The organism is Streptomyces saintjeani, assembly GCF_055409605.1.
In genome coordinates this window covers 6607923-6633442 of sequence record NZ_CP189624.1, presented here as the reverse complement: position 1 = coordinate 6633442, position 25520 = coordinate 6607923, and the positions used below count along the sequence as shown (strand labels likewise).

At 71.8% G+C, this 25520-nt stretch carries 9 protein-coding genes and 2 pseudogenes; 3 read left to right on the top strand and 8 right to left on the bottom strand.

What is annotated here, in order from left to right:
- Positions 1–105: 105 nt before the first annotated feature.
- The 8 genes and pseudogenes from ACQCO7_RS30285 to ACQCO7_RS30250 form a co-directional block, all read right to left on the bottom strand.
- Positions 106–927, bottom strand: coding sequence for a DUF1295 domain-containing protein (locus ACQCO7_RS30285; protein ID WP_464074783.1), 822 nt, complete (start codon positions 925–927; stop codon positions 106–108).
- Positions 924–2219 carry a class I SAM-dependent methyltransferase gene (locus ACQCO7_RS30280; RefSeq protein ID WP_464074782.1) on the bottom strand — a complete coding sequence of 432 codons (1296 nt, stop codon included), beginning with the start codon at positions 2217–2219 and terminating at the stop codon, positions 924–926. Before ACQCO7_RS30280 ends, ACQCO7_RS30285 begins: the two co-directional genes overlap by 4 nt.
- Positions 2216–3574 (bottom strand): class I SAM-dependent methyltransferase, encoded by a 1359-nt coding sequence (locus ACQCO7_RS30275; protein WP_464074781.1) that lies wholly within the window; start codon positions 3572–3574, stop codon positions 2216–2218. The genes ACQCO7_RS30280 and ACQCO7_RS30275 overlap by 4 nt, the downstream gene beginning before the upstream one ends.
- A complete protein-coding gene (locus ACQCO7_RS30270) occupies positions 3571–4299 on the bottom strand; it encodes a DUF1365 domain-containing protein (protein WP_464074780.1) in 729 nt (242 codons plus the stop codon). Before ACQCO7_RS30270 ends, ACQCO7_RS30275 begins: the two co-directional genes overlap by 4 nt.
- Positions 4296–5555 (bottom strand): NAD(P)/FAD-dependent oxidoreductase, encoded by a 1260-nt coding sequence (locus tag ACQCO7_RS30265; protein WP_464074779.1) that lies wholly within the window; start codon positions 5553–5555, stop codon positions 4296–4298. Before ACQCO7_RS30265 ends, ACQCO7_RS30270 begins: the two co-directional genes overlap by 4 nt.
- 738 nt (positions 5556–6293) lie before the next feature.
- Positions 6294–6914: pseudogene (locus ACQCO7_RS30260) on the bottom strand (2-oxo acid dehydrogenase subunit E2); the annotation flags it as partial.
- A gap of 402 nt (positions 6915–7316) precedes the next feature.
- Positions 7317–8510, bottom strand: a pseudogene (locus ACQCO7_RS30255) (alpha-ketoacid dehydrogenase subunit beta); the annotation flags it as partial.
- 1 nt (position 8511) lies between these two features.
- Positions 8512–9618 (bottom strand): thiamine pyrophosphate-dependent enzyme, encoded by a 1107-nt coding sequence (locus ACQCO7_RS30250; RefSeq protein WP_464074778.1) that lies wholly within the window; start codon positions 9616–9618, stop codon positions 8512–8514.
- A 237-nt stretch (positions 9619–9855) separates the two neighbouring features.
- Between ACQCO7_RS30250 and ACQCO7_RS30245 the strand changes: the two genes are divergently transcribed.
- The 3 genes from ACQCO7_RS30245 to ACQCO7_RS30235 are packed head-to-tail and all read left to right on the top strand — an operon-like array spanning position 9856 to position 25520.
- Positions 9856–11289: a cysteate synthase gene (locus ACQCO7_RS30245; RefSeq protein WP_464074777.1), complete on the top strand. Its 1434-nt coding sequence runs from the start codon at positions 9856–9858 to the stop codon at positions 11287–11289.
- Between the two features lie 44 nt (positions 11290–11333).
- A complete protein-coding gene (locus tag ACQCO7_RS30240) occupies positions 11334–19178 on the top strand; it encodes an amino acid adenylation domain-containing protein (protein WP_464074776.1) in 7845 nt (2614 codons plus the stop codon).
- A 6-nt stretch (positions 19179–19184) separates the two neighbouring features.
- Positions 19185–25520 (top strand): amino acid adenylation domain-containing protein, encoded by a 6336-nt coding sequence (locus tag ACQCO7_RS30235; protein WP_464074775.1) that lies wholly within the window; start codon positions 19185–19187, stop codon positions 25518–25520.

Genomic DNA, 25520 nt, shown 5'->3' with positions numbered 1-25520 from the left:
GGCCGCGCGGGTGCCGTCCCAGCCAGCGCGGACGGCAGCGCGGCGGTCACGGACCAGGCACCGGGTTCGTCCGCAGGGCCGCGGGCTGCGGAAGGGGACTCGGTGTCACCATCGCCGCCGGCCTGTCCCCCGCTTCGGCGGCCGGGGGAAGAAACCGCTGGTGCGGGCCCGGTACTCGGCGTAGCCGGGCCGGTCCGCCAGGTGCCGTTCCAGCAGCCGCTTTCCGCTGCCCCTGGTCAGCAGCAGGCTCATCACCAGCGGCGACACGGCGGACACGGCAGCCGCCACCGGGGAGTCGCAGACGAGCAGGAACAGACCCCACCAGACGCAGAAGTCGCCGAAGTAGTTGGGGTGCCGGGTCCACGCCCACAGCCCCCGGTCCATGATGCGTCCGCGATGGGCGGGATCGGCCTTGAACCGGGCCAGCTGAGCATCGCCGACCGCCTCGAAACCCACCCCGACCGCCCACAGGGCGACTCCGGCCCAGACCAGGAACGACGGCCGGCCGGGCAGGTAGGGGGCCGCCTGCACGGGCAGGGACACCAGCCACACCAGGGCGCCCTGGAGCAGGTAGACCATACGCAGGGCGTACGCGTTGCGGCTGCCGGGCGCCTTCGCGAGCATCGCCTCGTAGCGCGGGTCCTCCCCCTGGCCCCGGCCCCGGCGGGCGATGTGCACCGCCAGGCGCAGCCCCCAGACCGCCGTCAGCACGGTCACCAGCAGCCGCCGTACGGGATCGCCGTGTCCGGCGGATGCCGCGAAGGTCACGGCCGCCACCGCCGTGAAGCCGATCCCCCAGGCGACGTCCACGATCCGGTGCAGGCCCGCGCGGACCGCGACGGCGAAGGTGACGAGCATGACCGTCAGGGCCGCGGCGGCGGCCCAGGCCAGGTTGAGCGCGAACGCACTCCACGGGAAGGTGTTCACAGGTCTCCGTACCAAGTGCTTGAGGTGGCCGGCATACCGGCGGCGCCGTCGGGTCCCGGGCGTACGGCGAGGATCTGGTCCACGCCCATCCGCCCCTCCTCGAAGGCCAGTGCCGCGCCCGCCAGGTAGAGCCGCCAGACCCGTGCGGTCTCCTCACCGGCCAGCCGTGCGAACGCGTCCCAGCGCTCCTCCAGGGTGTGGTGCCAGGCGGCGACCGTACGGGCGTAGTGCTCGCGCAGCGACTCCGTGTGCCGGACCTCCAGACCGGCCTCCTCCAGCAGGACCACGGTCTCGCCGAGGGGCCGCATGTGCATGTCGGGGGCGATGTACGCCTCGATGAACGCTCCGCCGCCCGGGGAGCCCCGGCCCCGCGACATCTGCTGCACCAGCACCCGCCCGCACGGCCGGACGAGCCGGTGCAGGGCGGCGGCGAACGCCGGGTACTCGGCATCGCCGACGTGCTCGCCCATCTCGACCGTGGAGACGGCGTCGTATCCGCCGCCCTGGATGTCCCGGTAGTCCTGGCAGACCACCTCCACCCGCTCGGTGAGCCCGCGTTCGCGCACCTGTCCGCGCACGTACGCCGCCTGCTCCCGGGCCAGGGTGACGGCGGTGACCTGGGCGCCGTGCCGTTCGGCCGCGTGCAGGGTGAGCGAGCCCCAGCCGCAGCCGATGTCCAGCAGCCGGGCACGGGGCTCCAGGGCCAGCTTGCGGCAGATCAGCTCCAGTTTGGCCCGCTGGGCGTCGGCGGCGGTGAAGCCGGGCTCGTCGCTCGCCCAGTAGCCGCAGGAATAGGCCATGGTCTCGTCGAGGAGGAGGCCGTAGAAGTCGTTGGACAGGTCGTAGTGGTGGCTGATGGCGGCCCGGTCACGGGCCCGGCTGTGCAGGCCGCCACGCAGCCGGGCCTGGGAGGCGGGCGCGGGCGGCGGGGGCCCCACGGCACCGAGGCGTACGGCGGTGACGAGCGCGCGGGCCCGGTCGGTGGACGTCCGTCGGGGCGGGCGCGGGCCCCGCTCCCGCTGCGCCGCCCACATGGTCCGCAGCCACTCCGCGAGGTCGCCCTCGACATCGAGTTCGCCCGTGACGTACGCCTGCGCGAGGCCCAGCTCGCCGGGCTGCCACAGCAGTCGCCGCAGCGCGCGTCGGGAGCGCACCGCCACGACGGGTGCGTCGGCCGGGCCGGTCTCGCTGCCGTCCCAGGCGCGCAGGCGGAGCGGCAGGGGAGCGCCGAGCGCGTCCTCGACGAGGGTGGTGAGCAGGTGGGCGGCACCGGGCCGGGCGGTGGTGTTCATCGGGCGGGATTCCCCTTGCTCCCCCTGCTCCCCCTGCTCCCCTTGTTCTCTTTATTCTCTTCGTTCTCTTTGTTCTCTTTGTGACTCTTGGTGAACAAGTACTGCTGGACATCGAGGTAGCCGGAGCGGAATCCGGCCTCGGAGTAGGCCAGGTAGAAGGTCCACAGGCGGCGGAAGGTCTCGTCGAAGCCGAGGGCCCCGACCTCGTCGGCGCGTTCGGTGAACCGCTCCCGCCACAGGCGCAGGGTCTCGGCGTAGTGGGCGCCGAAGGCGTCACGGCGGGACAGGCGCAGCCGGGTGTGGTCGCGGGCGGTGTCCTCGATCGCCTCGGTGGAGGGGATGAGGCCGCCGGGGAAGACGTACTTGTGGATCCAGGTGAAGGTGTCCCGGGAGGCGAGCATCCGCTCGTGGGGCATGGTGATCGCCTGGAGCGCCACCCGGCCGCCCGGGGCGAGCCGTGCGTCGAGGGTGCGGAAGTAGTCCGGCCAGAACTCCGCGCCGACCGCCTCGATCATCTCCACGCTGACGACGGCGTCGTACTCCCCGCCTGCCTCCCGGTAGTCGCACAGCTCGATCGAGACGCGGTCCTCGACGCCCGCCGCACGCACGCGTTCCCGGGCCAGGGCCCGCTGCTCGGCGGAGAGGGTGAGCGAGGTGACGCGGGCGCCTCGGGAGGCGGCGCGCAGGGCCAGTTCGCCCCAGCCGGTGCCGATCTCCAGCAGGCGGGTGCCCTCGCCGACGCCGGCGAGGTCGAGCAGCCGGTCGATCTTGCGGTGCTGGGCGGCGGCCAGCTGGTCCCAGCCGGCCGGGAAGCCGCGGAAGACGGCCGAGGAGTAGCTGAGGGTGTCGTCGAGGAAGAGGGCGAACAGGTCGTTGGAGAGGTCGTAGTGACGGCTGATGTTGGCGCGGGAGCCGTCGGGGGTGTTGCGCTCCTCGTGCGGGTGCCTCGGCGCCCACAGTCCGCGCAGGCGTTGCAGCGGGGCCGGGATCAGCTCGGCCGCGTGTCCGGCGAGCACGGTGAGGGCGGCGACCAGGTCGGGGGCGTCCCACTCGCCGGCCATGTAGGACTCGCCGAACCCGACCAGGCCGCCGGTACCGATCCGGGCGTGGAAGGCCGCCGGGTCGTACACCTCCATGAGCGGGCCGCCCGCTCCGATGTCCTCGCGGCCGGCGAACCGGGCCCGCAGCGGCAGCCCCTCCAGGGCCCGGCGGACCAGTGCGGTGGTCACGGCCGTACGCGGCCACGACGAGGCGGGTACGGCCGCCACGGCCGGCCACCGGGCGGCGTGGGCACGTACGTCGGTGTGCGCGTCGGCCGGGGTTTCGGCGGCGTGTCGGGGCTCGGCAGTTCTCATGTCACGTTCTCCGGGGCGCGGTGGTCGTCGGTCCGGGGCTGGACGGGGAGGCCCCGCAGGTAGAGGCGGATGCCGTGGAAGCGGATCGCGGCCGACACGGCGAGGGTGGACCACGGGTGGCGCAGGGCCAGCCGCAGCAGGTTCGGGACGTTCGCCGCGCGGCGGATGCCGTGGACGGTGGCCGTCAGGGCGCGGCCGTCCTCGCGGTCCAGGTGCAGAGTCAGGTCGAGCCCGGGTCCCGGGCGCGGCAGCCGCATGCGGTAGCGGCCGTCGACGGGGAAGAACGGCGAGACGTAGAACTCCTTGCCGGCGCGGGCCGTCCCGGTCCCGTCCGGGTGCAGGAGGTAGCCGTGGCGGCCTCCGTAGGTGTTGTGGACCTCGGCGACCACGCAGCGCGGTTCGCCGTCGGGGCCGTGGCACCAGTAGAGGGTGATCGGGTTGAACACGTACCCGAACACCCGGGCGTGGGTGAGCATCACCACCGGACCGCCCTCCAGATCGACCCCGTGCCCGGCGAGGAAGGCGTCGAGGCCCGCGCGGAGGGACGGCTGGTCGCCGGTGAAGTGGTCCCGCGGGTCGAACCGGGCCAACGGCCGCAGCGGGAGCGGCAGTCGGGGCGGACGGTCGGGGTCGATGAGCCACATGTACGTGCGGTGGCGCAGCGTGTACCGGCGAGGGGCGGTCCGTACGTGGCGGATCGTGCAGGCGTACAGGGCCTCGTTCACCAGCGCGCCCCCAGCGCCGCGGCGGCCTCGACGCCGGAGCGGCAGCCGTCCTCGTGGAACCCCCAGCCGTGGTAGGCGCCCGCGAACACGCAGACGTCACCGGCCAGTTCGGGCAGCCGTTGCTGCGCGGCCACCGACTCCGGGGTGTAGACGGGGTGTTCGTACACCATGCGGGCCAGCACCCGGCCGGGGTCGACACGGTCCTCGCCGCCGAGGGTGACGACGAACGTCTCGGCGGCGTCGAGGCGTTGCAGCCGGTTCATGTCGTAGCTGACCCGCACACGGTCGGCGCTCGCCGTGCAGGACGGCATGAGGTAGTTCCAGGAAGCGCGGGCGCCTCGGGCGCGGGGCAGCAGCCGGGTGTCGGTGTGCAGGAGCGTGGTGTTGTGCGAGTAGCGGAACGCTCCCAGCACCTCCCGCTCCCGGTCGGTCGGATCGGCCAGCAGCCGCAGCGCCTGGTCCGGGTGGACCGCGATCACCACGGCGTCGTACGACTCGGTGGTGCCGTCGGCGGCGGTCACCTCGGCGCCGTCGAGGTGGCGGCGCACCGCCCGGACGGGGGTGCCGGTGCGGATCTCGCCGATGTGCTTGGCGACCCGGTCGACGTACTGGCTGGAACCGCCGGTGACCGTACGCCACACCGGTGACCCTCCGACCGACAGCAGCCCGTGGTGCTCCAGGAAGCGGAACAGGTAGGCGGCCGGGTAGCGCTGGGCGGTGACGGCGTCGCAGGACCACACGGCCGACACCACCGGCGTCATGAAGTGGGCGCGGAAGTAGCCCGAGAAGCCCTCCCGGTCCAGGAACTCGCCCAGGGTGAGGTCCTGTTGCCCCTCGTGGGCGAGCAGCTTCCGGGCCGCCCGGTGAAACGCGGGCACCTCTGCGAGGAGCCGCAGGTACGAGGCCCGCAGGACGCTGCGGGGCCGGGCGAGCAGTCCGGCCGGGCCACGGGCGCCGGCGTACTCCAGGCCGCAGCCCTCGCACCGCACCGACATGCTCATCTCCGACTCCTGCGTGGCGACACCGAGTTCGTCGAAGAGACGCAGCAGATGCGGATAGGTGCGGCGGTTGTGCACGATGAACCCGGAGTCCACGTGGTGCACCCGCCCGTCGTGCGACGAGACCAGCTCATGGGTGTGCGCATGTCCGCCGAGCCGGTCGTCCGCTTCGTAGAGGGTGACGTGGCAGGTCCGGCCCAGAATGTACGCGGCGGTCAGCCCCGCCACGCCGGAGCCCACCACCGCTGTCCGCCTCATCCTCTTTCCTCCCAGGCTCGCGATCAGGTCCACGCGTAATCCGGAGCAGGTCGCGCCGCGGATTGGCGAGGAGCCGAATCAGATTCCGGGGGGCCTCGCGGGCGCCGTCGACGAGCCGCGGGGCCAAGGGGCAGGGGCGTATCAGCGGCGGCCGGCCCGGAGAAGGCCAGCCCGTTGATCCGGTGGGCGTTCGAGGCGGCCTGACGCACACGGGCCGCGCCCCAGCCCCAGAAGGAGTTCTCTCACAGCGATGCGGAACCGTCGCCCGATCACGTTGTGGGGAGGACCGTCCCCTGGGGTGGCACGCCTACGCCTCCCGAAGGCGGGTTCATCACAGCCCTGAGGCGGGCAATCGACGCGGAAATGGCCCTCCCGCCCCGGCGGCCGGTGGATTTCATAGCCCGGATGCCTCCTACACGGTCACATGGGCGTAGACCACGGGCGCGGTCGCCTCACTCTCGTCGACGGTCACCCGCGCCGTGCCGGCCGAGTCGCCCTGTTCGGGGATGTCCGCGTCGAGGCCGGCGAGATGTGCTTCGGCTCCGAGCTTCCAGCGCAGTCCGACCGAGTCGATGTCGTCCTGCTCCAGGACGGCCTGATGGCTTCGGGCTCCCCCATGAGTACGAGGAGACGGCTCGGGGTGGGCCGGCGGTCGACATCATCGAGTGCTGAACGGGCCGTTGTGCGCGGTGGTCCGGCGGGTTCCGTGGCCGCCGGGTTTCGCGGTGAGGGGCGGTCTCAACTCCCCTGTGCGAGCGTGTCGATGGCGTGGTGGAGGAAGCCTGCCGCCGATGCGCCGTCGCAGGTCCGGTGGTCGAACGTGAGGGAGAGGGGGAGGATCGTCCGGATCGTGACCTCGCCGTTCACCGCCCAGGGGCGGTCCGTGAGGCGGCCGGCGCCGAGCATCGCCGTCTGGGGGTGGTTGAGGAGGGGGGTCGCGCCGTCGACGCCCAGGGGGCCGTAGTTGTTGAGGGTGAAGGTGCCGCCCGTGAGGTGGTCGGGGGGCAGGGTGTCCGTGCGGGCCAGGGCTGTCAGGCGGGCGAGTTCCTCGGACAGGTCCCGCAGGGGGAGCGTGTTCGCGTTCCTCGCCACCGGGACCGTCAGGCCCTTCGGGGTCTGGGCCGCGAACGCCAGGTTGATGTGCGGGAGTTGGATCAGTTCGCCTCGGTCGGGGTCGATCCGTGAGTTGAACTCGGGGTACTTCTCCAGGGCCTTGACGGCTGCCTCGGCCAAGAGGGCGAGGAGGCCGACTCCTTCGGACTTCTTGCGGGCCAGGAGGTCGGTCGCGTCGGTGTCGGCCCAGATGGTGACGGCGGGGGTGTCGCGCTGGGTGCGGAGGAACTTGTCGGCGGTGGCGCGGGTGAGGGGGGTGCGGGAGGGGGTTCGGGGGGTGGGGGTTCCGGGGGCCGGGGCGGGGGCGTCCGGGGTGCGGCTGGGGGTTGCGGGAGCCGGGGCGGAGGCGTCCGGGGTGCGGCTGGGGGTTCCGGGGGCCGGCACGAAGGCGTCCGGGGTGAAGCCCAGGGTTCCGGGAGCCAGCGGGGAAGCGTCCGGGGTGAGGCTCGCGCTCCCCGAGGCCGGTGCGGGGCTCTTCGAGGCGTCGGTGGAGCCCTTCTGGGTGCGGCCCGTGCCGTAGCCCGTGAGGACCGCGCCTGAACCGGCGTCCGTGGTGGGCCTGTTGGACTCCAGCAGTGCTTCCGTGGTGCTGTCGGGCCGTGGGCGCTCCCGCGTGAGCGGGACCTCGGCGACCGACACCAGCGCCGCGCCCACCTCGACCGCCACCCCGGCGTCACAGTGCAGCGCGGTCACCACCCCGGCGTACGGACTCGGCAGCGACACAAGGGACTTGGCGGTCTCGACCTCCACGAGAGGCTGGTCGTGGGTGACCTGATCCCCGACGCGCACCAGCCACTCGACGACCTCGGCCTCGGTGAGCCCCTCCCCCAGGTCGGGAAGGTGGAAGGTGCGTTCGGAGCGGCGCACCGGCTCGGGGTGCACGCGCCGGAGCGCCGCCAACACCCGCGCGGCGTCGGGCAGATGGGCATGCTCCAAGAGCGGCGGCGGATACGGCACGTCCAGCCCGGTGACCCGCAGGACGGGCGCCCGCAACGCGTCGAAGCACCTCTCCTGAACCCGGGCGACGATCTCGGCCCCGACCCCGGCGAACCCCTGCGCCTCATGGACGACGACACAACGCCCGGTACGCCGTACCGAGTTGACGAGCCCGGCATCGTCGAGGGGAACGAGCGTCCGCAGGTCGAGAACCTCGGCGTCCAGCCCCTCCGCGGCGGCCTCCTCCGCGGCGGCGAGGGCGACGGCGACAGCGGGCCCGTACGCGACGAGCGTGACGTCGCTCCCGGCGCGACGGACGGCGGCGGTCCCGAACGGCTCGGCGCGCAGGGGGAGTTCGACGTTCTCCTTGGTCCAGTAGTGCCGTTTGGGTTCGAGGAAGACGACGGGATCGGGGTCGTCGATGGCCTCGCGCAGAAGGGCGTACGCGTCGCCGACGGTGGCCGGGGTGACGACTTTCAGCCCGGCGGTGTGGGCGTAGTACGCCTCGCTGGAGTCGCTGTGGTGCTCGACCCCGCCGATGCCGCCCCCGTACGGAACGCGCAGGACGATCGGCAGGGTGAGCGCGCCGCGCGTACGGTTGCGGAGTTTGGCGACGTGGGACGCGATCTGCTCGAACGCCGGATAGGCGAACGCGTCGAACTGCATCTCCACGACCGGCCGGAACCCGGCCATGGCGAGTCCGACGGCGAGCCCGACGATCCCGGACTCGGCAACTGGCGTGTCGAAGCAGCGGTGTTCACCGAAGTCGGCGGTGAGCCCGTCGGTGACGCGGAAGACGCCGCCGAGCCGTCCGACGTCCTCGCCGAAGACGAGGACGCGCTCGTCGGCGAGGAGGGCGTCCCGCAGGGCGGTGTTGAGGGCCTTGGCCATGGTCGTGGGGGTCATCTCAGCAGCCCTCCAACGCGGCGCGCTGTTCGGTGAGTTGGGGCGTGGGCGCGCTGAAGACGTGGTCGACGAGGCCACGGGGGTCGACCGCCGGGTCCTCGGCGAGCCGTACGCGCACCCCGGTCGCGTACGCCTCCGCCTCGGCGGCGATCTCCACCACCTCGGCGGACGTGAGGAGTTGACGCTCCATCAACCACGACTCCAGCCGCTCGACGGGATCCCGGTCCCGCCATGCCTCGGCCTCCTCGGCGGACCGGTAGCGGGAGGGGTCGTCGGCGCTGGTGTGCGCCGCCATGCGGTAGGTGTGCGCCTCGATCAGCCAGGGCCCGTCTCCGGCACGCGCGCTCTCAACGGCCTTGTTCAGTACGGCGATCAGGGCGACCGCGTCGTTCCCGTCGACCTGTTCGGAGCGGACGCCGTAGCCAACTCCCTTGTACGCGAGTGCCGGTGCGGCGCTCTGCGCGGCGAACGGCACGGAGATGGCGTACCCGTTGTTCTGCACGAGGAAGACCACCGGTGCCTTCAACACCCCTGCCAGGCCCAGCGCTTCGTGGAAGTCGCCCTCGCTGGTGGCGCCGTCGCCGAGGAGGGCGAGGGCGACGGTGTCGGTGCCCTTGAGGCGCTCGCCGTGGGCGAGGCCGGTGGCGTGCGCGGTGTGGGTGGCGAGCGGGGTGCACTGGGGGGCGGTGCGGTGGGCGACGGGGTCGTACCCGCAGTGGGCGTCGCCGCGCAGCAGTGTGAGCGCCTCGACGGGGTCGATGCCCCGGCTGATCAGGGCGACGCAGTCGCGGTAGGTGGGGAAGAGCCAGTCGGTGGGGCGCAGCGCGAGGGCGGCGCCGATCTGGCATGCCTCCTGGCCGAGGCTGGAGGGGTGGACCGCGAGGCGGCCCTGCCGGGCGAGGGCGGTGGCCTGCGCGTCGAAGCGGCGGCCGACGACCATTTTTCGGTACGCGGTGCGCAGCAACTCCGGGGCGGGCAACGAGTATTCCCGGTTCTCATTCCCCGAAAACCATTCGCCCGAGGCCGCTTCTCCGATGCGCGGGAGAAAACGAACCGGATCCTCGGATGGCAGCCACGGCACCCGCGCTCGCGTCGGCCTGTCGCCCATTCCCCTGCCGTCCTCTCGTCAAGGAACCCTGTCCGGCCAGAGCTAACACACCCTCGACTCCCCGCCTGAGAAGGGAAAATGAAGCGGAACTGAACAATCAGCCGGTCTATACCACTTCTTGACGAAGCACCGAATGTCTACCTACCGTTGGGCCAACCGAAATTCCCGGTCCTCCCGCTCTTTGCATAGTCCCGGCTGCAATGGAAAGGCGAAGCACGACCTGCGGAAGGCAATGGAATGTCCCGAGTACGCCCCTCAGTACACGCGGGAAATCGGCATTACTCGCTCGTCTGCTCCTCCTGCGGGGCACGGCACGCGGACGACGGGCTGATCCTCGACTGCACCGGCACGCACGAACCGGCGTTCCTGCGTGCGGAGTACGAGACCCCTTTCGGTGCGGCATCTTTCGGTGCGGCGTCTTTCGGTGCGGCTCCTTTCGAGGCGCCGCGTACCGGTCTGTTCCGGTTCGCGTCGCTGCTGCCGGTCGCGCGCACCTTCCCCGACGTACCCGGGCCTGTCGTCCTGCGCGCCGAGAAGCTCGGGCGCAAGCTCGGGCTCGATCGGCTGTGGACCGCCTTCAACGGGCACTGGCCGGAGCGCGGCGCACATCTGCCGACCTGCACGTTCAAGGACCTTGAGGCGTACACCGTGCTCGGCCGGCTGCCCGCCGACCCGCCTGTTCTGGTGATCCCCTCGGCGGGCAACACGGCCGCCGCGTTCGCCTGGGCGGCGACTCTCCATCAAGTCCCCTGCCTCATCGTCGTCCCCGCGCCGGCCCTCGACGGCATGCGGTTCCCCGGGCCGCTCGACCCGCGCGTACGGATCGTCGTCCTCGACGGGCCCGCGACGTACAGCGACGCCATCGCCTGCGCCGATCTGCTCTCCTCGCTTCCGGGGCATCGGGCGGAGGGGGGTTCGCGCAATGTGGGGCGGCGGGACGGGCTCGGGACCGTGCTGCTGGCGGCAGTTGAGGCCATCGGGGGGCTGCCTGAGGTGTACGTGCAGGCGGTCGGCAGCGGTACGGGGGCGCTCGGGGTGCATGAGGCGGCCGGGCGGGTGCGGGCTCGCGAGGAACGCCTGCCGCGCCTGATGATGTGTCAAAATGCGCCGTTCGCGCCGTTGTTCGAGGCTTGGCACGGGCGCGGTGGTGCTCCTGCCGACCGCGAGCGCGAGCCTCTCGCACGTGAACTCACGAATCGGCGCCCGCCGTTCGCCGTTCGGGGTGGGGTGCGGGAAGCGCTCGTCGAGAGCGGGGGTGATGTGTTGTGCGTCGACAACTCCGGTGCGCTGGCCGGTATGGCTCTGTTCGAGGAGACCGAGGGGATCGACATCGAGCCGGGGGCGGGGGTCGCGGTGGCCGCGCTGGCGGAGGCGGTTCGGGCGGGGAAGGTTCGGCGCGATGAGGTCGTGCTGCTGAACATCACGGGTGGGGGGCGGGCTCGGCAGGGGCGGGATGTCCAACTGGTGGCCGCTGAGCCGTGGTTGCGGGTGCCTTGGCCTGGGGGTGGGGTGGATGGAGCAGACGGGGCGCGGGTGGTGGCCGAGTTGGTGGGCAACGCGTCGGTGGGGGTGGGTAGTTCGGGGGCGGCTCATTCGGGGGCCGCTCACTCGGGGACGGCTCACTCGGGGGCGGCTCACTCGGGGGCGGCTCACTCGGGGGCGGCTCGTTGATCTTCCCGGCCCCCTACGACCCCCACGCTCAGGAGAGTTCACCGATGACCGTACGTCTCGTCCCGTCCGCCGCTCAGCGGTCCATGTGGTTCGGAACGCGGCTCGACGGGGGTGACGCGGCGTACAACGTCGGCGAGTTCACCGAGATCCACGGCGCCGTCGACCCCGGCCTGCTCCTGGCCGCCGTGGGCCAGGTCGTCGCGGCCACCGAGACGTTGCGCTCACGCTTCGTCGAAGACGGCGAGGGCGTGGGGCTGTTGGTCGAGCCGGAGCTTTCGTGGTCCATGCCGGTCGTGGAGGTCGACGGGGTCGAGGCCGCTCGGGAGTGGATGCAACGGGACTTCGCCGTACCGTTCGATCTGGAGCAAGGGCCCCTGTTCCGGTACGCGTTGCTGCGGGCGGGGGACGGTCACTGGGTCTGGTACCAGGCGTATCACCACATCGCTGTGGACGGGTTCAGCTGTTCGCTGATCGCGGGGCGGGTGGCTGCGGCGTACACGGCTCTGGTGGCGGGCGTTGACACAACGGGCCTTGCGGCAAGGGGCGTTGAGGCGAGGGGTATTGGGGGTGGGGGCGTTGGAGGTGGCGGCGTTGGAGGTGGGGGCGTTGGAGGTGGGGGCGTTGGAGGTGGGGGCGTTGGAGGTTTGGGCGCTGAGGCCGTCGGCGTTCCGGACGCGCCGCTCGGGCCGTTGCTCGCCGCCGATGACGCGTACGACGCCGAGGCGGACCGCGCGTACTGGAACCGGACCCTCGCCGACCGGCCCGACCCGGTGAGCCTCTCGTCCCGGCCGCCCCGTGTCTCCGGACGCTTCCTGCGCCGCACGCGTCACGTCACCGGTGAACTCGTCCACTCCGCCGCCGACTTGACCGGCACCCGCTGGTCCCGGGTCGTCCTCGCGGCGACCGCCGCGTACCTGCACGCGATGACCGGCGCCGAGGAGATCGTCCTCGGTCTCGCCGTCACCGCCCGCACGTCCCCGACCGAACTCACCACACCGGGCATGGCGTCCAACGTCCTCCCGCTGCGCATCCCCGTACGCCCCGACGCCCTCGCCGTCGACCTCGTACGCGAAACCGCCGTCACCACCCGGGAGTTGCTCGCCCACCAGCGGTACCGGGGCGAGGAGCTGCGCCGGGAGCTGGACTGGCCGGAGGGCGGGCGGCGGTTCTTCGGGCCGGTCGTCAACATCATGGCGTTCGGGCCGGAGTTGAGGTTCGGGACCTTCCCGACGACTCGTCACAACCTGTCCACGGGACCGGTCGAGGATCTCGCCGTCAACGTCTACGACCGCGCCGACGGCAACGGCGTCCGCGTCGACTTCGACGCCGGCACCGAGCAGTACTCGGAACCCGAACTCACCACCCACCACAGAAGGTTCGTCCACTTCCTGGAACGCTTCGCGGAGGCCGTGCGCACACCGGGCGCCCTCGTCGGACGCGTCGTCCCGACCCTGCCCGGCGAGGAGTCGACCCTCGCCGGTGCCCCCGCGACGGGCGGCGGGGCCGGCATCCCCGACCTGTTCGCGGCCCAGGTCGCCGCGACGCCGGACGCCGAGGCCGTCGTACAGGGCGAACACTCCCTCTCCTATGCCGAGTTGGACCGCCGGTCCAACCAGATCGCCCACCGGCTCCTGCGCCTGGGCGTCCAGCGCGAGGAACGGGTCGCCGTCCTCGTGCCCCGCTCCTCCGGTCTCCTCGTGGCCCTGCTCGCCGTACTGAAGGCGGGTGGTGCGTACGTCGGACTCGACGCGTCCGCGCCGCACGCCCGCACTCTTCAGATCCTCGAAGAGACCGGCGCACGGCTGCTGTTGACCGACGGGGACGTGGCGCCGTACGACGGGCTGAGCGTCGTGGAGACGGGTGACCCTTCGCTGCTGGACGAGTCGGACAGCCGACCCGGCGTACACGTGACGGGCCGTCAACTCAGCTATGTCAGCTACACATCGGGCTCGACCGGCACGCCGAAAGGGGTCGCCGTCACCCATCACGACGTCGTCTCCCTGGCCCGGGACTCGGCGTTCACGGGCGGCGCCCACTCGCGCGTCCTCGTGCACTCGCCGACCGCCTTCGACGCCTCCACGTACGAGATGTGGGTGCCGCTCCTCGGGGGCGGGACCGCTGTCGTCGCCGAAAACGGTGTGCCCGTCGACGCCTTCGCCGTACGGCAGTTGACGGAACGTCATGCCCTGACCGGCGTCTGGCTGACCGCCGGGCTGTTCCGGCTCGCCGCCGAGGAGGATCCCGGGTGTTTCACGGGGTTGCGGGAGGTGTGGGCCGGGGGTGAAGCGGTGCCCTCGGGGGCCGTACGGCGGGTGCTGGAGGCGTGTCCGGGGGTGACCGTCACCAACGGGTACGGGCCCACCGAGACGACCACTTTCGCCACCAACCGGCCTTGTTCTCACGGCACTTCGGTACCGGACTCGCTGCCGATCGGACGGCCGCTGGACGGCATGCGCGCGTATGTCCTCGATCCGGCGCTCCGGCCCGTACCCCGGGGAATCGTCGGGGAGTTGCACCTCTCCGGGAACGGGGTCGCCCGCGGCTACCTCGGCCGACCCGGGGCGACCGCCGAACGCTTCGTCGCCGACCCCCACGGCCCCGCCGGCGCCCGCATGTACCGCACCGGCGACCGGGTCCGCGTGACCGACGCCGACGAGCTGGAGTTCCACGGCCGCACCGACTCCCAGCTCAAACTCCGCGGCTTCCGCATCGAACCGGCCGAGATCGAGGCGGCCCTCGCGGGGCATCCCGGGGTGACGCAGGCGGTGGTGATCGTCCGGGGCGAACGGCTGATCGGATACGCCGTGTCAGAGGCGGACCCGGAGGAGCTGCGCGCCCACCTCGCCGCCCGCCTCCCCGAGTACGCGGTCCCCGCCGCCGTCGTACCCCTCGAACACCTGCCCCTCACCTCCAACGGCAAGCTCGACCTCCGCGCCCTCCCCATGCCGTCGGCCTCCGCCGACACGGGCCGCGTGCCCCGCTCGCCCCTGGAGGAAACCCTCTGCGGCCTCTTCGCGGACGTCCTCAACGTCCCGACGGCAGGCCCCGACGCCAACTTCTTCACCCTCGGTGGCCATTCCCTCCTCGCGTTGCGCCTGGTGGGACGGGTGCGGAGCGCCCTGGGCGTCTCCCTGGCCCTGCGCGACGTATTCACCACCCCCACTCCAGCGGGGCTCGCCGAACGGGTGAACGGCACTGCCGCACAGACGGTCCCGCGTCCCCTCCGCCGGCGTGGCGCGGGGGAGATTCCGCTGTCCTCCGCCCAGCGACGGTTGTGGTTCCTCGATCGGCTGGAGGGGGCGGGGGCGGCGTATCACGTGCCGCTGGCTGTGCGGTTGGTGGGGGGCGGGGTTGATGTGGGGGTGCTGGAGGAGGCGTTGGGGGATGTGGTGGGGCGGCATGAGGTGTTGCGGACGGTTTATCCGGCGGGGGGTGGGGTGCCTTGTCAGCGGGTGGTGGGGGTGGGGAGGGTTCGGGTGGGGGTTGAGATGTTGGGGGGAGTGGCTGAGCCACTTGGCCAGTGGGCCACCTCGGCCAAGGCCGGTGCAGTGGCTGAGCCACTCGACCACCAGGCCACCCGACTGGACCCCGGCGCAGTGGATCAGCCACTCGACCACCAGGCCACCCGACTGGACCCCGGCGCAGTGGATCAGCCACTCGACCAGTGGGCCGCCTTGGCCGACGCGGAGGCCGGGCAAGTGGCTCAGCCACTCAGCCTCTCCGCCACTCTCTCCGCCCGCCTCTCCGCGCTTGCCGCTCAAGAGTTCCGGCTGGACGAGGACTTGCCGATCCGGGCTCATCTGATCGTGGTCGGGCCGGAGGAGCACGTTCTGTTGCTCGTGCTGCATCACATCGCGGCAGATGGGCAGTCGCTGGAGCCGCTGGCGCGGGATCTTGCGACCGCGTACGAGGCCAGGTCGGCGGGGCGGGTGCCGGAGTGGGCACCGTTGGCTGTGCAGTACGGGGACTTCGCGGTGTGGCAGGAGGAGCTGCTGGGGGACCGGGAGGTCGTGGGGCCGCAGGTCGAGTTCTGGACGCGGGCGTTGGCGGGGGTGCCTGACGAGTTGGCGCTGCCGGCTGATCGGCCCAGGCCGGCTCGGGCGACGCATCGGGGTGGGGATGTGGCCGTGCGGTTCGGGCCTGAACTGCACGGGCGGATAAGGACGTTGGCCGGGGAGACGGGGACGACTCCGTTCATGGTCGTGCAGGCCGCGCTCGCCGCGTTGCTGACCCGGCTCGGTGCGGGGACGGACATCCCGATCGGGACGCCGGTCGCGGGGCGGACGGACGAGGTGCTCGATGACCTGGTCGGGTGCTTCCTCAACACGCTGGTGCTGCGCACCGACACGTCGGGCGACCCCGGTTTCCGGGAGTTGCTCGGACGCGTCCGGGAGACCGACCTCGCGGCGCACGCGAACCAGGATCTCCCGTTCGAGCAGGTGGTCGAGGCGCTCGCGCCGCCTCGTTCGCTGGCCCGGCATCCGCTGTTCCAGGTGATGCTGGCATTCCGGCCGAGCGAACCGGAGTTGCGGCTGCCGGGTCTCAAGGCGACGCCGATTCCGGTGGAGACGGGTGCCACGAAGGTCGATCTCACGTTCAACCTGGGCGAGTTGAGGGCGCCGGACGGTTCCCCGGCCGGTATCGAGGGGTTCCTCCAGTACAGCGCCGACCTGTTCGACCGATGCACGGCCGAGGATCTCGTCGTGCGGCTGGAACGGTTGCTGCGAGCGGCGGTCGACACCCCGGACCACCCCATCGGCGCGCTGGAGATCCTGGGGACGGACGAACTCCGGCGTATCGTCGAGGAGTTCAACGACACCGAGCGGGACGTCCCGGAGACGACGTTCCCGCGCATGTTCGAGGAGCAGGCCACTCGACGCCCTGACGCGGTAGCCGTGACGGACGCCCATCGAGAACTGACGTACCGCCAGCTAGCCGCGTCGTCCGACGAGTTGGCGCGCGCGCTGATCGCTTCCGGTGCCGGACCAGGGCGGATCGTCGCCTTCTCCCTCCCCCGTTCCGTCGACATCGCCGTAGCCGTCCTGGCCGTACTCAAGTCGGGTGCCGCCTACTTGCCGCTCGACCCGGACCACCCGGCCGACCGGACGGCGTACTTGCTGGCGGACGCGGACCCGGTGTGTGTCGTCTCGCGGGACCGGATGGACGTCGGCTGCCCGGTCGTGAGCCCCGAAGCCGCAGGCGGGGAAGGCGACTTGGCCGATCCCCGTCCGGCTGACACCGCCTATCTGATCTACACCTCCGGAACTACGGGGCGCCCCAAGGGTGTTGTCGTGGAGCACCGCAACCTCACGAACTACGTGGCCCGTTGCGTCGAGGAGTACCCGAGCCTCAGGGGAACGTCGCTCCTGCACGCGACGATGTCGTTCGACGCGACGGTGACGACGCTGCACGGCGCGCTCGCGGCGGGCGGCAAGGTGCACATCGCGGCCGTACACGACGCGGACGAACGGCAGTTGACGTTCCTCAAGGCCACCCCGAGTCATCTCGTCCTCCTCCCCTCGCTGCCGCACGACATCTCGCCGGCCGAGGAGTTCATGCTGGGCGGCGAGGCCCTGGTGGGTGAGGCGCTGCGGGCATGGCGCCGGGAACATCCCGGGGTGCGGCTGATCAACCACTACGGGCCGACGGAACTCACGGTGGGCTGTACGGACCACCGGATCGAGCCGGGCGACGAACTCCCGTCAGGGCCGGTGCCGGTGGGACGGCCGATGTGGAACACGCGGGCGTACGTGCTGGATCGGCGGCTGAACCCCGTACCGGCCGGCGTGGAAGGCGAGTTGTACGTGGGCGGCGCCCAGGTGGCGCGGGGTTACCACAACCGGCCCGCTCTCACCGGCGAGCGTTTCGTGGCCGATCCTTACGGTCCGCCGGGCAGCCGGATGTACCGCACCGGCGATCTGGCGGTCCAACGGGCCGACGGGACACTGGAGTTGCGCGGCCGTTCGGACGGTCAGCTCAAGATCCGGGGGCTCAGGATCGAGCCCGGGGAGATCGAGGGCGCACTCACGTCGTACGACGGGGTCGAGCAGGCGGCAGTAGTGGTGCGCGAAGACCGGCCGGGCGTAAGGCGGTTGGTGGGGTACCTCGTGGGCGCGGCCGGGGTGGATGCGGCGGATGTGCGGGCGCACGCGGCTCGGCGGCTGCCCGAGCACATGGTGCCCGAGGCGTTCGTGGTGCTGGACGCCCTGCCGATGACGGCGAACGGGAAGCTGGACCGGGACGCGCTTCCCGTGCCGGTGGTCGAGAGCGGTGGTGACCGTGCGCCGCGCACTGCGGCGGAGAGGGTGCTGCGCGACCTGTTCGCCGAGGTGCTGGGCCGCGAAGTCGGCCTGGACGACGGCTTCTTCGACCTCGGCGGGGACAGCATCGCGTCCATCAGCCTCGTCAGCAAGGCGCTCGCGGCGGGGCTGCGGCTGAGCCCGCGTGACGTGTTCGAGCACCGCACGGTCGCGGCCCTCGCGGCGATCGCCGCCTCCCGTCCGGCCGCCTCGCGCGGGCCTGTTCAGGAGTCGGCGACGGGAGCCGTTCCGCTCACTCCCGCGATGCACCGGCTACGTGAACGTGGCGGCCCCACCGGCAAGTTCAGCCAGTCGATGGTGCTCGTCACGCCGGTCGGGGCCGACGAGCAGAGTCTCACCTCCGCGCTCCGGACCGTCGTCGACCACCATGACGTGCTGCGGATGCGGGTCGGGGCCGACTGGTCGGCCGACATACCGGCGCCGGGCAGTATCCAGGTCGCGGTGAGACGGGTCACCAGTCCAAGGGATCTCACGGTCGACCGACTTGACCCTGAGCGCGGAGAGTTGGTGCGGGCGGTCTGGTACGACGCCGGGCCCGGACGGCAAGGGCGGCTCCTCCTCACGGTTCACCACCTCGCCGTGGACGGGGTCTCCTGGGGCATCCTCCGCGCCGACCTCGCCGGAGCCTGGCGCGGTGAGCAACTCCCCTCCAAGGGGACGCCGTTCCGGCAGTGGGCGCGCCTGTTGGCGGGCGAGGCGCAGAAGCGGCGCCCCGAACTGGAGGTCTGGCAGCGGCTGTTGGACCACCCCTCGCCGGACGACCGCTCCCCCGATCCGGCGCGGGACGTCGTAGGCACCGTCCGCCACCTCACCCGCACCCTTCCGCCCGAGTCGGCCACCGACCTCCTCACCACGGTCCCGGCCGCCTTCCACGCCGGTCCGGACGACGTTCTGCTCACCGCTCTCGCCCTCGCGTTCACGCGGTGGGACCAGCGTCCGGCGCTGCTGGTGGACGTCGAACGGCACGGTCGCGAGGACCTGTTCGAGGACGTGGACCTGTCGCGCACGGTCGGCTGGTTCACCAGCGTCGTCCCGGCCCGACTCGACCTCGCCGGGATCGGGCCGGCCGACCCCGCAGCGGCGTTGCGGGCGGTCAAGGAGCAGATGCGGGCCGTACCGGACCACGGCATCGGGTACGGCGTACTGCGCCACCTCGCCCCGGAGGAGGGCGCCGAACTCGCCGAACTCCCGGTGCCTCAGGTCGGGTTCAACTACCTGGGCCGTACGGCGCGCGAACTCCCCACGGACGACTGGGCGTCGGTCCCCGACGAACTCCCCGGCGATCTGGCGCTCGGTGCCGCGCACGATCCCCGACTCCCCGTGGCGCACGGCCTGGAGATCACCGTCGTCGCCGACGACGACGGGCTGCGGGCCATGTGGTCCTGGGCGCCCGGCCTCTGGTCCGAGGCGGAGGTCGAGGCGCTCGCCGACCTGTGGTGCGTGGCGCTCGACGAGTTGAGCCGCACCGGACCGGCGGGCGGCCACACGCCGTCCGACCTGCCCCTGGTGTCCCTGTCCCAAGCAGAGATCGACGAACTCGAAGCCGAGTTCGGCAGCGAGTGGAGGTAACCCACGGTGACCCGGTCCGGAATCGCGGATGTCCTGCCCCTGTCGCCGTTGCAGGAAGGGCTGCTCTTCCACGCCCTGTACGACGACGAGGGCAGCCCTGACGTCTACGCGGCCCAGCAGATAATGGAGTTGACCGGCAAGGTCGACCCCGCCGCCGTACGCGCCGCCGGTCAGGCGCTCCTCGACCGGCACCCCAACCTGCGCGCCTGCTTCCGGCGCCGGGAGGCGGGGGCGCCGGTACAGATCGTTCCCACGGACGTCGAACTCCCTTGGGCCGAGGCCGACTTGTCCTCGTGCGGCGACTCCGAGCGGGACGCCGCCTGGCAGCGTCTCCTCGACGAGGAACGCGCCCGGCGCTTCGACCTCGCCAGGCCGCCGCTGCTGCGGTACCTGCTCGTCCGGATCGGACCGGAGCTGTACCGACTGATCATCACCAACCACCATATTCTGCTGGACGGTTGGTCCAAACAGCTCCTCACCCGCGAGTTCGCCGCCCTGTACGCGGGCCAGCACCCGACCGCGCTCGCACCCGTGCCGCCGTACCGGGACTACGTGGCGTGGCTGGCCCGCCAGGACCGCCCGGCCTCCGAACAGGCTTGGCACGACGAGCTGTTCGGCCTCGACGAGCCGGTCCTTCTCGCTCCCGGCGCCCCCACAGCCCCTGTGCTGCCGCACGAGTTGATCGTCGAGTTGCCCGAGGATCTCACCAACCAGGCCGAGCGCACGGCGCGTTCACTCGGTGTCACCCTCAACACCCTGGTGCAGGGTGCCTGGGGCGTACTCCTCGGGCGGCTCACCGGGCGGTCCGAGGCGGTGTTCGGGCAGACGGTGTCGGTGCGTCCGCCGGAGCTGCGCAACGTCGCCTCGATGGTCGGGTTCTGCATCAACACCGTGCCGTTGCGGGTGCGTTGGGACGATCAGGAGACCGTCGCCGACCTTCTCGGCGGGCTCCAGTCGCGGCAGGCGGGACTGCTGCCGCACCAGTATCTCGGGCTCGCCGACATCCGCCGGGCCGCCGACGTCGCTGACCTCTTCGACACGCTGCTCGCCTTCGAGAACCATCCCGGCGCCCAAGGGGACTCCCCCGTACGCCAGTTGACGGGACGCGACGCCACCCACTACCCCCTCACCCTCGCCGTCCTCCCGGCCCGCCGCCTCACCCTGCGCCTCTCCTACCGCCCTGACACCTACGACGGGCCCGGCGCCCGCCGCCTCCTCGACCGCTTCGCCGTGGTCCTCGCGGCGCTGGCCGGTGATGTGACGCGGCGGGTCGGCGAGATCGACGTCCTCCTGCCCGGCGAACGGGAACGGCTGCTCACGCCCGCACCGGCCGCCGTCGAACCGCCCGGCGCCACGCTCCCCGAACTCTTCACCCAGCAGGCGGCCCGCACCCCCGACGCGACCGCCGTCGTCTACGACGGCACCCGCCTCACGTACGCGGCCCTCGACGAACACTCCTCCCACCTGGCCGCCCTCCTCACCGCTCACGGCGCCGGCCCCGAACGCCTGGTGGCCCTCGCGCTGCCGCGCTCCGCCGAGCTGGTGGTCGCGGTACTGGCGGTGCTGAGGACGGGTGCCGGGTACGTGCCGATGGACCCGGCGTATCCGGCGGACCGGCTGGAGTTCATGCTGTCCGACTCGCGGCCGGTGCTGGTGGTCGCGGGGGACGGGGTGGAGGTGCCGGCCGGGTGCGAGGTGCCGGTGGTGCGGATCGGGGCGGTGGCCGAGTGGCCTGTGGATGAGTGGCTGAGCCAGTCGTCCACCTCCGCGCCGCCCGTGGACCAGTGGCTCAGCCACTCGGCCACTCCCCCGCCGGCCTCCACACCTCCGGTGGCCCAGTGGCTCAGCCACCCGTCCACCACCGCCTACGTCATCTACACCTCCGGCTCCACCGGCCGCCCCAAGGGTGTCGCGATCCCCCACAGCAACGTCGTCCGGCTGCTCTCCGCCACCCGCCGCTGGTTCGACTTCGGGCCGGGGGACGTGTGGACGCTCTTCCACTCGTACGCGTTCGACTTCTCGGTGTGGGAGTTGTGGGGGGCGTTGCTGCACGGCGGGACGTTGGTGGTGGTGCCGTTCGAGGTGAGCCGGGACGCGGGGGAATTTCTGCGGTTGCTCGCGCGGGAACGGGTGACGGTGGTGAATCAGACGCCGTCGGCGTTCGGGGAGTTGTTGCGGGCGGATGCGGCGGCTCCGGAGCTGCGGGAGCGGTTGGCGTTGCGGTACGTCGTGTTCGGTGGGGAGGCGTTGGACCCGGGTGCGGTGGTCGAGTGGTTCGGCCGGTATCCGCAGGACGCGCCGGTGCTCGTGAACATGTACGGGATCACCGAGACGACCGTCCATGTGACCGGGCTGCCGCTCACCGGGGAGGTGGTCGGGGACGGCAGGGGGCGGATCGGGGAGGTGATTCCCGATCTGCGGGCGTATGTGCTGGACGCCGGGTTGCGGGTGGTGCCGCCGGAGGTGACCGGGGAGTTGTATGTCGCCGGGGCCGGGCTCGCGCGGGGCTATGTGGGTCGGGCCGGGCTGACGGCAGGGCGGTTCGTGGCCGATCCGTTCGGCGGGGCGGGTGAACGGATGTACCGGACAGGGGACTTGGCACGCTGGTCGGTGAACAGCGAGCTGGAGTACGTGGGCCGGGCGGACGACCAGGTCAAGGTGCGCGGGTTCCGGATCGAACTCGGCGAGGTGGAAGCCGCGTTCGCCCGGCAAAAGGGCGTCGAGAAGGCTGTCGTGGCCGTGCGGGACGGTCGGCTCATCGCGTACGTCGTCGGACAGGCCCTGGACGCCGAGGAATTGCGTCGGCACGCGGCTCGTACGTTGCCCGAGCACATGGTCCCGATGGCCGTAGTCCCCCTGGAGCGGCTGCCGTTGACCGCGAACGGCAAGTTGGACCGGGCCGCGCTGCCGCAGCCCGTGACGGCAGGCGGTCACACAGGCCGGGCGCCGCGTACGCCGCAGGAGGAGATCCTGTGCGGGGTGTTCGCGGAGTTGCTCGGTGTCGCGGTGCATCAAGTCGGTGTGGACGACGGGTTCTTCGACCTCGGCGGTGACTCCCTGCTGGCGATGCGGCTCACGGACCGGGTCCGGGGCGCGTTGGGTACGGCGTTGCCGGTGCGGGCGGTGTTCGAGGCGCCGACACCGGCGGCCCTCGCCGAGAGGCTGCGGGTGGAGGAGGCACGCACTGAAGACCGCCCTCGACTCGCCGCGTACGAGAGGGGTTACGCGCCGATTCCGTTGTCGTACGCCCAGCAGCGGCTGTGGTTCCTGAGCCGGCTGGACGCGGGCAACGGGACGTACACCGTGCCGTGGGCGCTGCGGTTGTCGGGCCCGTTGGACCGGGAGGCGCTGCGGGCGGCTCTCGGGGACCTGGTGGCGCGGCATGAGTCGTTGCGGACGCTGTACCCCGACTTCCAGGGGACTCCGTACCAACGGATCGTCGATGCACGGGACTTGGACCTCACGGTCATCTCGACGACCGCCGGGGAACTCGCCGCGCGCCTCACCGGGGCCGCCCGGCAGCGCTTCGATCTCGCGGCCGAACTGCCGATCCGGGCAACCTTGTTCGAGCTGGATGCCGAGACACATGTGCTGTCGCTCGTGGCGCATCACATCGCCGTCGACGGCTGGTCGATGACACCGCTGATGCGGGACCTGGAGACGGCGTACGCGGCTCGGATCGCCGGCGAAGAGCCGGGCTTCCAGCAACTGCCGTTCCAGTACGCCGACTTCGCGCAGTGGCAGCGGGAGACGTTGGGGGAGGCGTCGGACGCCGGAAGTCCGCTGGGGCGTGACGTGGCGTTCTGGCGTGGCGCATTGGCCGGTGCCCCCGCCGAGTTGCCGTTGCCCCTCGACCGCCCTCGCCCCGCTGAGCCCACCGGGAACGGTGACCGGGCCGGGTTCACGATCGACGCGGACCTTCACGCGGGCCTCGCCCGGCTGGCCGCCGCGTCGAAGGCGACCCTGTTCATGGTGGTGCAGGCGGGGCTTGCCGCACTGCTCACGCGGTTCGGTTCGGGGACGGACGTCACGATCGGGACGCCCGTGGCCGGGCGGCCGGACAGCAGGCTGGATGAACTGGTCGGGTTCTTCGTCAACAGCCTCGCGCTGCGGACCGATACGTCGGGTGACCCCACGTTCCGTGAACTGGTCGGCCGGACGCGGGAGTTCGATCTCGCGGCGTACGCGCGTCAGGACGTGCCGTTCGATGTGCTGGTGGATGCGCTCGGCACGAAGCGGACGCTGTCCCATCACCCCTTGTTCCAGGTGGTGTTGGCGTTCACCGGGCACGGCGAGCAGACGACGCTGCGGCTGCCCGGGATCGAGGCGAGCCGCGAGATCGTCGAGACCGGTGCCGCCCGCTTCGATCTGTCGCTCTATCTGAGCGAGCGCCGCGAGGAGGACGGCACCCCGGCGGGGATCGACGGAATCGCCGAGTACAGCACGGACTTGTTCGACACGGAGACGGGCGAACGGCTGGCGCGGGCGTTCGTGCGGCTGCTCGCTGCGGTCGTGGTGGACCCCGGGGTGCGGATCGGGGCCGTGGATCTGCACGGGGACGACGTGCGGCCCGTGCGCCAGGCTCCGGCGCCGGTCGCGCCCGAGGAAGGGGTCACGCCTTCCCGGAACGGCACCCCGGCCGAACGTGTACTGGCCGGTCTCTACGGCGAGTTGCTCAAGCTGGACGAAGTCCCCGTGGACGAGGACTTCTTCGCGCTCGGTGGTGACAGCATCGCGGCGATCCGGCTGGTGAGCAGGGCCGCCGAGGCGGGTGTGGTGATCACCGCGCGGGAGGTCTTCAAGCACCAGACGGTACGGGAGTTGGCGGCGGTGGCCCGGGGTCCGGTGACCGTGCGGGCGGACGACGGGACCGGCCTGGTTCCTCTGACGCCGATCATGCGGTGGCTTCTCGAACGAGGCGGCCCCATAGGGAGGTTCAGCCAGTCCGTGTTGCTGACGGTGCCACCGGAGGCCCAACTCACGGACGTCACCGGGGCACTTCAGGCTCTGCTCGACCATCACGACATGCTGCGGGCCGAGTTCGGAGCCGACGGGCTGGTCGTGCCGCAGGCGGGTTCGGTGAACGCCGCCGACCGGATCGTCCGGCGGGACGTCTCCGGCACCGACGACTTCCACTCCGCCGTCACCGAGGAGTCCGAGCGGGCCGTCGCCCTGCTCGACCCGGCAAGCGGGACGATGCTCCGTGCCGTGTGGTTCGACGCCGGTCCCGGGCGGGACGGGCGCCTGCTGATCGTCGTGCACCATCTCGTCGTCGACGGTGTGTCGTGGCGGGTGATCCTGCCGGACCTCAAGTCGGCGTGGGAGGCGGTCAGGGCCGGGCGGAAACCTCAACTGCCGATCGTCGGAACGTCGTTCAAGCGCTGGGCCGAGGTTCTCCAGACTCAGGCGGCGGCGAGGAGCGACGAGGTCGAACTGTGGCGTGGGACGGCGGGGACGCCCTTGGGGGCGCGGCCGGTCGATCCCGATCAGGACAACGCCGCCACAACTCGGGCCATGCGCGTGGTACTTGGGGCCGAGGCGACCAGTCGGCTCATCAGCGGTGCCGGGGTCCAGGACGTTCTGCTCGCCGGGCTCGCGTCGGCTGTCGGTGCGCGGTACGGGTGCTCGGAGGTCGTGGTCGACGTCGAGGGGCACGGGCGGGAGGAAGTGGTTCCCGGTGTCGAACTCTCGCGCACCGTCGGCTGGTTCACCTCGCTCTACCCGGTGCGGATCGGCACAGCGGGTGAGCGGGCGCGTGAACTGCCGGACAACGGGCTCGGATACGGGCTGCTGCGTTACCTCAACCCCGACACGGCCGACGAGTTGGCGAAGGTTCCGGCGCCCGCGATCGGGTTCAACTACCTGGGCCGGTTCACCACTCCCGGCACCGAGTCGTGGACGTTCGCCCCGGAGTCGCCGTCCCTCGCCAAGGGCACCGATCCCGAACTCGCCGTCGCGCACGCCCTGGAGATCAACGCGGTTGTACGGGACTCGGACGAAGGGCCGGTCCTGGTGGCGGACTGGTCGTGGCCCGAAGGGGTGCTGACCGAGACCGAGGTGCGGGCGCTGGCGGAGGCATGGCGTACGGAGGTCACCTCACGCGCCGCCCGAACCGACACCGCACAGCACCGACCCGATACCGAGAAGCGTCACCCCGATACCCCGGCCCTCACCTCGCCGAAGCGACCTCCGATCTCTTCCGATGTCCCGAACTCCCCCGCTGCACCACGCGACTTCGACAGCCCTGACGGCTCCAACGGCCCCGCCGACCAAGACGATCTCGACGACCTGGCCCTCTCCGACGACGAACTCGCCGAGCTGGCCGACGGATTGGACGACTGA